Annotated in this window: 9 protein-coding genes; 5 read left to right on the top strand and 4 right to left on the bottom strand. The window is 32.0% G+C overall.

All coding sequences use genetic code 11. The annotated features are described in order from the left end of the window. The 4 genes from hemE to hemA form a co-directional block, all read right to left on the bottom strand. Positions 1 to 1,016, bottom strand: a 1,016-nt coding sequence (hemE, locus tag AADI82_RS10525; RefSeq protein ID WP_341216399.1) for a uroporphyrinogen decarboxylase, incomplete at its 3' end; no start/stop codon positions are given. A gap of 60 nt (positions 1,017 to 1,076) precedes the next feature. Continuing rightward, entirely contained in the window at positions 1,077 to 2,525 is a 1,449-nt protein-coding gene (locus tag AADI82_RS10520) for a hypothetical protein (RefSeq protein ID WP_341216398.1), read from the bottom strand. Positions 2,526 to 2,597: 72 nt separating this feature from the next. Then, on the bottom strand, positions 2,598 to 4,175 hold the full coding sequence (gene hemC / locus AADI82_RS10515) for a hydroxymethylbilane synthase (protein ID WP_341216397.1): 1,578 nt from the start codon (positions 4,173 to 4,175) through the stop codon (positions 2,598 to 2,600). Then, a complete protein-coding gene (gene hemA / locus AADI82_RS10510; protein ID WP_034042228.1) occupies positions 4,168 to 5,430 on the bottom strand; it encodes a glutamyl-tRNA reductase in 1,263 nt (420 codons plus the stop codon). Before hemA ends, hemC begins: the two co-directional genes overlap by 8 nt. 188 nt (positions 5,431 to 5,618) lie before the next feature. Between hemA and AADI82_RS10505 the strand changes: the two genes are divergently transcribed. The 5 genes from AADI82_RS10505 to AADI82_RS10485 all read left to right on the top strand — a co-directional run bounded on the left by AADI82_RS10505 (position 5,619) and on the right by AADI82_RS10485 (position 10,544). Next, complete coding sequence (locus AADI82_RS10505; RefSeq protein WP_034042226.1) at positions 5,619 to 6,518, top strand: AraC family transcriptional regulator; 900 nt, start codon at positions 5,619 to 5,621, stop codon at positions 6,516 to 6,518. Between the two features lie 10 nt (positions 6,519 to 6,528). Further along, on the top strand, positions 6,529 to 7,560 hold the full coding sequence (gene hemH / locus AADI82_RS10500) for a ferrochelatase (RefSeq protein ID WP_341216396.1): 1,032 nt from the start codon (positions 6,529 to 6,531) through the stop codon (positions 7,558 to 7,560). 3 nt (positions 7,561 to 7,563) lie between these two features. Further along, complete coding sequence (locus tag AADI82_RS10495; RefSeq protein ID WP_341216395.1) at positions 7,564 to 8,112, top strand: CopD family protein; 549 nt, start codon at positions 7,564 to 7,566, stop codon at positions 8,110 to 8,112. A gap of 136 nt (positions 8,113 to 8,248) precedes the next feature. Beyond that, positions 8,249 to 9,736, top strand: coding sequence for an ATP-binding protein (locus tag AADI82_RS10490; RefSeq protein ID WP_341216394.1), 1,488 nt, complete (start codon positions 8,249 to 8,251; stop codon positions 9,734 to 9,736). A gap of 25 nt (positions 9,737 to 9,761) precedes the next feature. Then, a complete protein-coding gene (locus tag AADI82_RS10485; protein WP_341216393.1) occupies positions 9,762 to 10,544 on the top strand; it encodes an enoyl-CoA hydratase-related protein in 783 nt (260 codons plus the stop codon). The last annotated feature ends 8 nt before the right edge of the window (positions 10,545 to 10,552 follow it).

Genomic DNA, 10,552 nt, shown 5'->3' with positions numbered 1-10,552 from the left:
TATTCTTTTACCGCATCAATAAACGCTTTGGCATGATCTAACGGAATATTTGGTAAAATACCGTGACCAAGGTTTACAATATATTTGTCTTTACCAAATTCGTTAATCATTTGGTGTACCATTTTTTTGATTTCTGAAGGTGGAGAAAACAGACGAGTTGGGTCGAAATTGCCTTGAAGCGTGATGTTTCCACCTGTTAAATAACGTGCATTTCTTGGAGAACACGTCCAATCGACACCTAAAGCAGAAGCGCCAGATTTTGCCATATCGCCGAGTGCAAACCAACAGCCTTTACCAAAGGCAATTACTGGTGCGTCGTCTTTTAAAGCGTCTATAATTTGTTGGATATATTGCCATGAAAATTCTTGATAATCGACAGGCGAGAGCATGCCTCCCCAAGAATCGAATACTTGAACAGCATTACATCCTGCTTTCACTTTCTCCTTTAAATATGCAATGGTTGTATCTGTGATTTTTTGTAATAATTGATGTGCTGCTATAGGGTTTGTAAAGCAAAACTCTTTGGCTTTATCAAAATTTTTACTGCCTTGTCCTTGTACACAATAGCATAGAATGGTCCACGGAGAACCAGCAAAACCTATTAATGGAATTTCATCATTAAGTTTTTCTTTGGTTGCTTTTATAGCTTTGTAAACATAGCTAAGACTTTCTTTTACGTCTGGAACAATTACGTTATCAACATCTTTTTGAGAGCGTACAGGGTTTGGTAAATACGGACCAAAATTAGGTTTCATTTGCACCTCAATATTCATAGCCTGTGGTATTACCAAAATATCAGAAAATAAAATAGCAGCGTCCATTCCATATCTGCGGATGGGTTGTACGGTAATTTCACTTGCTAGCTCTGGCGTTTGGCAACGTGTAAAGAAGTCATACTTTTCTTTGATAGCCATAAATTCTGGTAAATAGCGTCCTGCTTGACGCATCATCCATACTGGTGGACGGTTTACGGTTTCTCCTTTTAAGGCTCTTAAAAATAAATCGTTTTTTAACATGGTAGTTAATAATTAATTGTTTTGAGATTTTAGTTTGAATAACCTCCGTTTTTATGGGGTTTATTCATCTTGTGAGCTATTACTATTTCTTTTCATTAATTGAACCCTAACGTTGCGTTTTGTATATGACTTGATGGTGGAGTAATCTTTATCTAAAATTTCAAGATTATAATCACTTAAATTATATACATTAGAATAGAAAACAAATTTTTCTTTTCCAGTAAACTTGATAAAAGAGCGCATGTCTCCATTTAAGTCAATATTATCTATTGAAGTGGAGTTTGGAAAAAAAGAGGCTGTTTCTTTAATAGGTAATTCGTTTTCGTCCATATATTCAATACCTTTTTTACGTAGCTCCCAGTAAGGTAAATGTGCTAAAGAGGAATCCCAGCCCTGTGCAAAGGAATCAGAATAGACAACTAAATTTCCTAGTAGCAAACTAGCTAATAAACCAATATATACAAATTTCTTCATTCTGTATTCTTTAATAAGTAAAAAGGATAATAGCCCAAGCGAAAGGTAGGATGTTATATAGTACCTATGTCCCATAGTATTTTTAATTAACAGACTGGTAAAATAAATTACAATTGTTGAAAAAATAGCGATAACCAACAAGTAATTATATTTTTTCCAATCTATTTGTTTTCTCTTAATATAAAAAGTTATAAGTATGAATAGCGTTAAAATAATTCTCCCAAAATCAGTAAATTGATGCCCCAATACTAGTATATTTCTTCCAAAGTTTATTAAGAAATCTTGAATTGAAGAGAATTCCCATGCGTTACCCCATATCTCTAATGGATGTGAAATTATCCAACCTTTATTAATAATTCTCCAAATGAGATACAGGCAAGCAGGTATGGCAGCTATTGAATAAGTTAAAAATACCCTTTTTGAAAAAAAAGTTATAATTTTTCTTTTTTTTATTAATGTATGAATTAAAACATCAATAATAAATATTCCTCCACAAAGCATCATACCTCTATATGTTACTATTCCTAAAAAAGCAAGCCCTATAATTTTTAGATAAATATTATTTCTTAATATTGCGTTTAATGCTAGAAAAAAGAAGAACAGCTGTATTATTTCAGGGTTTACCAAAACAAATTGAGACAACAACGTTGGGTCTGAAATGACTAATATAAAAGCCCAAATTTTTAGAGTTTTTTCTTTTACGAAAAAATCAACAAAACAAGATAGTTGCCATAATAGTCCAAAAACAAACGGAAACATTATCAAATGAGAGGTAGTTAGTGATTTGCCAAATAATGTCCATCCTGTCGCCAATAAAGTCGCAAGAAATGGAGGATGTCCAGCGTCTGAGTTAAGAGGGATAGAGTTCCATTTAAAAATCCCATTTTGAAATAAGGGGTTTCCCATTTCAGACCCGAAAAGGACATTATCCCAAAACATACCTGTTTTTAAACTAAGTGATACAACGAAAAGACTAATGATAAATAAAATTAATCCTTTATAGATTGCTCTTAAGTTTATATTTCTTAATTTCATAATTAATTAAAGAAATTCATCGAATTTATTTAAAAGGGAAAATAACACATAACCAAACAATGCGAGCAACTCTTATACATAATATTCATTAACTAATTCAATCACACTCTCTACAGTCGGAACTTTCGCAATTCTAACATCTTTAAAATGCTTACTAGCTTCTTTAGCCGTAGTCTCGCCAATACAAAAAGCAATAATTTCACCTTTGTTACTGCGTACAAAACTTTCAACGGTTGATGGACTGTAAAACATAACTGCTTCAACAGAATCATCAACTTTTACACCATCATATTTAGTTTGGTAAGCCTCAATTTCATTTACCTTTATGTGATTGTCTTCTAAAATATTTGGTAAAGCATCTAATCTTATATCGCTACAAAAGTAAGTCACTTCTGTACCATCCATATATTCTACCAAATATTCTGCAAGTTTTTTTGCATTCTTTTCTGAATGAGTAACCTTACCTATTCTATTTTCAACTAATCGTTTTGTTCGACGACCAACACAGTAAATATTTTTGAATTGCAATTCGATTGCTGAATAATTGGTGATTAACGATTCAACTGCATTTTTACTAGTAATTATAACGTTTTTTATTTCGTTTTTTAAGAATCTAGGATGAATTCTATTTAAACTTGTTTTTATAAAATCGCTACTTTCTACTTTTATTTTTTCATGAAATAATAAACGCTGACTCTCGGTAAATGATTTTGTAGAATATACATTCGTTTTTTTATTGAAATTTTTAATAGTATCCATTAAACGTTTTCCGCCGCGTTCAATAATAAAATCAGCACAAAATTGTGCTATATCGTTATGTTCGCCTAATTTTTTAACACGCGTAACGTCTATTCGTTTTGAGCCATTTTCACTTAACAATACTCCTTTAAAGTTTACTTCTTCATTTTTAATATAAGCAAGAGCTCCAATAGGTGCTGTACAGCCACCTTCAAGTTTATTTAAAAACTCACGTTCAATAGTTGTACAAATGTCAGTTTCTTCATGGTTTAGTTCAGCACATGCTTCTTTTACAAAGTCATCTTCTTCCAAAGCAGTAATCATAATAGCACCTTGTGCTGGCGCAGGAATCATCCAATCAAGATTAATAGCTTCTTCTGGTCTAATACCTATTCTGCCAATTCCAGCTGCGGCGAAAATAGCTCCATTCCAATTTTTGTTATCTTCAAGTTTTTGTAAACGCGAATTTACATTACCACGTAAATCTGTAATAGTATGTGTTGGAAAGCGATTTAGCCATTGTGCTCTTCGGCGTAAGCTACCAGTTGCAATAACAGCTTCTTTAGCACTTAAAAACTCTTCATTATCTTTAAAAACAAGGGTATCATTTACGTTACCACGTTTTAAAACAGCAGCTTGTATAATGCCTTTTGGTAAAACTGTTGGCACATCTTTTAATGAATGTACTGCAATATCGATGTCATGATTTAACATCGCAATATCTAAAGTTCGGGTAAAAATACCTGTAATACCTAATTCGTAAAGTGGTTTATCTAAAACTAAATCGCCCGTAGATTTTACAGGAATGAGTTCTGTTTTATGACCTGCTTCTTCAAGCAATTTTTTTACTATGTTGGCTTGCCATAGTGCTAATTCACTATCGCGTGTACCAATTCTTATGGTTTTAGACATTTTTTGTGGAAGGTTCTAACTGAAATACTTTTTTAATAAGTTCGAGACTTTCGTCTGTAGAAATGTTGTCATCTTTTAAATGATGCGCAAAGTGATTGGTGATTTTTTGAATGATATTGTTGCTAATTATTTCAGCTTGCTGCTCGTTAAAGTCTGATAATTTTTTGCGTTGTGTATCTAACTCAGCAACTTTAAAATCGTTTAATTTAAGTTTTAAAGCTTTAATTGTTGGTGCAAATTTTCTGGTTTCTAACCAATCATTAAATTCGGTATTTACATCTTCAATTATAGATTCTGCTAAAGGAATATGTTTTTTCCTTTCCTCTAAAGTTTGATCGGTAAGTTTAGATAAATGATCTAAATGCACCAACGATACATTTTCTAATTCGTTTACGTTTTCATCTACATTTTTAGGAATCGACAAATCTAAAATTAAAAGCGGTTTATTAGTATTAATAAGGTGTTTGTCAATTGTTGGTCGTTGTGCACCAGTGGCAACAATTAGTATATTAGACGCATTAATCTCTTCTTGTAAATTGGCATAATCTTTAACCACCAAATTAAATTTTCCAGCAATTTGTTCTGCTTTATTTTTAGTTCTGTTAATTAAAGTAATTTGTTCATTTTTGGTATGTTTAACCAAATTTTCGCATGTGTTCCTTCCTATTTTACCTGTGCCAAAAAGTAAAATATTTTTATTTGAAACATCTTCTATAGTATTGAGGATGTATTGTACTGAAGCAAAAGAAACAGATGTAGCACCTGATGATATATCGGTTTCTGTTTTAATGCGCTTACTTGCTTGAATTACTGCATTTACCAAACGCTCAGAAAAATGATTTAGCAACCCAAATTCTCTTGAAAGTTTCGCGCTTTTTTTAAGCTGACTAATGATTTCGAAATCGCCTAAAATTTGACTATCTAAACCAGAACCTACACGAAACATATGCGCAATGGCGTCTTTATTTTTATAAACGTAAGCTACCTTTTGAAACTCTTCAACCGTACCTCTAGTATTATCGCAAAGTAATTGAATTAACTGAAAAGGGTGTTGTGCAAAACCGTAAATTTCTGTTCTGTTACATGTAGAAGTTACCACCAAGCTTTCAATATCATTTTTTTTGGCTTGATTCATTAAAGCTAATTTAGAATCTTCGTCTAAACTAAAGTGCCCTCTAATGTCGGCATCAGCTTTTTTATAGCTTAAACCAATAGCATAAAAGTAGTTACTTCTAGATATATTGTATTTCTGCATTAGTATTTTGTAATTTCGTTAGCAAATGTATAGGGATGTTTAGAAAAAAAACAACGCTGAAAGAACTTTTAATATCGTTTGTGGTTTTTTAAGCTCTTTTTTTATTATTATATGATAAATGTCATACTTTTGTAGTCGTATCAATGGATTTAATCTTGGTAGTTTAGAATGAATCTAAATAAAAGATAATGAATAACGAAGAAATTGCAAAAAAAAATGTCGCTAAAAGGTCGTTTAACGAAACTCAAGTAGATAGTGGCTTTTTAGTTTTTACATATAAAAATGACGATAATCATGTTCAACATGTTGCAAGAGATATAGATAGCGATTATATTCAATTTCATTTTTGTGTAAAAGGATTAAGTAAATTTATTTTTAACGAAGGCAGATATGCTTTAAATATTCAAGAAGAAAATTCATTGTTATTATACAATCCGCAACGCGATTTGCCCATTAATTTAGAAGTGAATCCTAATTCTTGGATGGTGTCTTTATTAATATCCATTAAAAAATTTCATGGGTTATTCTCTCAAGAAGCCGATTATATTTCATTTTTAAATGAAGATAATAGGGATAAAAAGTATTATAAAGACGGTGTTATTTCACCATCTATGGCCATTGTTTTAAATCAGTTAATCAGTTTTAACCTCAACCAATCTATAAAAAGTCTTTATTTTAAAGGAAAAGCATACGAGTTGTTAAGTTTGTACTTTAATAGAAGTGAAGATGCAAATATTGAGCAATGCCCGTTTTTAGTTGATGAAACTAACGTTATTAAAATACGAAAAGCAAAAGATATTATTATTTCAAGAATGTCAGAACCACCAAGTTTACAAGAACTTGCTGATGAAATAGGATTGAATTTAAAAAAACTAAAAGAAGGTTTTAAGCAAATTTATGGCGATTCGGTATTTAGTTTTTTATTTGACTACAAAATGGAGGTAGCCAGAAAATTATTGGAAGCCGGTGACCATAATGTAAATGAGGTTGGGCATAAAGTAGGCTACAGCACATCAAGCCATTTTATAGCTGCTTTTAAAAAGAAATACGGCACAACACCCAAAAAATATTTGATGTCTCAGACATAATAAAATTTAAATGAAAGGAATATTACTAGTAAACCTAGGGTCTCCAGATAGCCCAGAACCAAAAGATGTAAAAAAGTATTTAGGCGAATTTTTAATGGACGAGCGTGTTATCGATATCCCGCTTGTTGCAAGAACAGCTTTGGTTAAAGGTATTATATTAAATACAAGACCAAAACAATCTGCAGCTGCTTATAAAAAAATATGGTGGGAAGAAGGCTCTCCACTTATTGTATTATCTGAAAGATTACAAAATAAAATTCAGAAACGAGTTGATGTTCCTGTTGCTTTAGCGATGCGTTACGGTAGCATGACCATTAAAAAAGGACTTCAAGAATTAGTTAATAAAGGTGTAGATAAGGTTTTGCTTTTTCCATTATATCCGCAGTTTGCTATGGCAACAACCGAAACGATTACGGTATTAGCCGATGAACTTCGTCAGCAACATTTTCCTAATGTCACTATTGAATCTGTGCCAGCGTTTTATAATAAACCAGATTATATTGAGGTGCTTTCAAATTCAATAAAGCAACATCTAAAAAATAAAAACTACGAGCATTTACTATTCTCATATCATGGTGTTCCAGAACGTCATATTCGTAAAAGCGATGTTACAAAATCGCATTGCAAAATAGATGGTAGCTGTTGCGTAACCCCAAGTAAAGCACACGAGTTTTGCTACAGACATCAATGTTTAGAAGTAACAAGATTGGTAGCCGAAAAACTTCAATTAAAGGAAAACACCTATTCAACATCCTTTCAATCGCGTTTAGGCTTCGACCCGTGGTTACAACCTTATACCGATAGAACCATTGAGCGCTTAGGAAAACAAGGCATAAAAAACATGGCTATTGTAACACCAGCTTTTGTGAGTGATTGTTTAGAAACTTTGGAAGAAATTGCCATGGAAGGACAAGAAATTTTTCATGAAATGGGAGGCGAAAATTTTACCACAATTCCGTGTTTAAATGATGACGAAGCGTTTGTTAATTTGCTATCGAATTGGATTAATAAATGGGCTAGCACAAAAGTAGAAACAGTTTAAATTATGGAGTACTATTTTTATATAAAAGCACTACACCTTATTTTTATAATTACCTGGTTTGCTGGGTTATTTTATATTCCGCGCTTATTTGTTTATCAAATAGAAGCCTTCCATAAATCATCGCCAGATAAAGAAATTTTAGGTAAACAGTTAAAGCTCATGGCAAAAAGACTCTGGCATATTATTACCTGGCCATCTGCAATTTTAGCAACATTTTTTGGCGTCATCTTGTTTGTTTTAAACCCAGCGTTACTACAACAACCATGGATGCATGTTAAACTAACTTTTGTTTTACTACTCATCATTTATCACCTAAAAACCCATCAATATTTTAAGCAATTACAGAGCGATGTAGTTAAAAAAACATCAAGTTTTATGCGTATCTGGAACGAAGGAGCCACCTTTATTCTCTTTGCAGTCATCTTTCTAGTCATCTTAAAAAGTGCTATAAGTTGGATGTTTGGAGTAGTCGGCATCATTATTTTGGGTGTATTAATTATGCTCGGATTTAAACTTTATAAAAACATCAGAGATAAAAACCCAGAAGCTTAAAAAAATAAAAACATCAAATCTCAAATACTAAATTCCAAAAAGTATTTATTAGAATTTGGTGCTTTATTTTTTTAGATTTTACATCAAGTGTTTTTGGTTTGATTATTGCTATATTTATGCCATTGCAAAATCTCTAATGAAACTTAAAAAACTCTCTTTAAGGACGCGTATTTTTTTAACCATGATACTCTTGGTATTATTGGCATCTATATTAATTGCAGCCATAGCCATATACCAATACAGAGAAGAGACTAATGATTACCATAAACAACGATTAGAACGTAAAGAGCAAAGTATAAAAGCGCATATAAATAAAGTTTTAAATGGCAGGCAAAACACATGGGAAGTTAAAACAGAAAATATTCCATTAATTTTTAAAGAAGAAATAGCAAATATTGGAGAAATACATCGATTACAAATAAATTTATACGACTTAGAAGGGGTGCTTTTAATTTCTTCAAAAGCTAATTTACAGCCTAGCCTAAAAGAAAAATGTATTGATGTTGAAACTTTAAACAGTATAGCCAATAGCGTTCAACTTAATAGTATATCTCAAACTCCTGAGCATCGATATATAGATTATCATGAAGAAAACGGAGAAACATTTCAGTCCTTATACACTTATATAATCGACAAAAAATCGAAACCTTTAGCTATATTAAATTTCCCGTATTTAGAGAACGATGATTTTCTTTCAAAAGAACTTAACGAGTTTTTAGGACGTATTATGTATGCATATTTATTTGTCTTGCTTATGGCAATTGGAGTTGCATTTTTATTATCAAAGTATATTACAAAATCGCTTAAAACCATTAGTGATAAAATTAATGCGACGCGATTAGAAAAGCGAAATGAAAAAATTGATATAGACGAAACCAGTGAAGAAATTTCAACCTTGGTTAAATCTTATAATAGCATGATAGATGAACTAGAGGATAGTGCGGTGCAGTTAGCAAAAAGCGAGCGAGAACAAGCTTGGAGAGAAATGGCAAAACAAGTAGCTCACGAAATTAAAAACCCGTTAACACCCATGCGTTTAACGGTTCAAAATTTTCAACGAAAGTTTAATCCAGAAGACGAAAATATTCATAAAAAAGTTGACGAATACAGTAAAACCTTAATTCAGCAAATAGACACTATGAGTTCTATTGCATCAGCATTTTCAAATTTTGCAAAAATGCCTGCGCAACAAAATGAAACTTTAAATGTGGTTAGCATTGTTAAGCTAGCTTTAGATATTTTTAATGAAGATTATATTCATTTTCAAACCGAAGAAGAAAAAATTATTGCTAAATTAGACAGGACACAACTTGTTAGAGTGGTCACTAATTTAGTAAAAAATGGTATTCAATCCATTCCAGAAAATAAGGAACACCCAAGTGTTATTGTTCAAGTAACTTCAGAAAACAATCATGTAAATATTATTGTTTCAGATAACGGAAAAGGTATTTCAGAGGAAAATAAACCAATGGTTTTCGAACCTAAATTTACCACAAAAACAAGCGGTATGGGACTTGGTTTAGCTATGGTAAAAAATATAGTAGAAACCTATAAAGGTAGCATTACATTTGTATCAGAAAAAGATAAAGGAACCACGTTTAAGGTGTCTTTTCCAAGAGAATAAATCTGTTATCTACAAAACATAAATCATGAATTACGAAAACATTTTATCATCATTTCAAAACAACATTACAACCATAACTATAAATCGGCCAACAAAATTAAATGCTTTAAACAAAGCAACCATTAAGGATTTACATGAGGCTTTAAAAAGTGCGGACAACGACAAAAATACCAAAGTTATTATTGTAACAGGAAGTGGCGAAAAAGCCTTTGTTGCTGGAGCAGATATTTCGGAGTTTGCTAATTTCGACTCAAAAAAAGGAAAAAAATTAGCTAAAAAAGGACAAGAATTATTGTTCAGTTTTATTGAAAATTTATCAACACCAACCATTGCGGCAGTTAATGGATTTGCATTAGGCGGAGGCTTAGAATTAGCTATGTCTTGCCATTTTAGAGTAGCTAGTGATAATGCAAAAATGGGCTTACCAGAAGTGTCGCTAGGTGTTATTCCGGGGTATGGTGGTACACAGCGTTTACCGCAATTAATTGGTAAAGGACGTGCTATGGAATTGATTATAACAGCAGGCATGATTGATGCCAATCAAGCACTAAATTACGGCTTAATAAACCACGTAACTACTCAAGCAGAATTAATTCCATTTTGCGAAAAATTAGCAGGTAAAATAACACGAAATTCTTCAGTGGCAATAAGTGCAGCCATTAAAGCCATTAATGCGAATTTTAAAGATGGTGTAAATGGTTTTGAGGTTGAGGTTTCTGAATTTGGCAACTGTTTTGATACTGAAGATTTTGCTGAAGGCACGACCGCTTTTTTAGAAAAGCGTAAAGCTGATTTTCCTGGAAAATAAATTTCTTT

Origin of the sequence: uncultured Wocania sp. (assembly GCF_964021735.1) — a bacterium.
Classification (GTDB): domain Bacteria; phylum Bacteroidota; class Bacteroidia; order Flavobacteriales; family Flavobacteriaceae; genus Wocania_A.
Note: the sequence above shows the minus strand (reverse complement) of the source record. Positions and strands in the feature narration are given on the sequence as shown.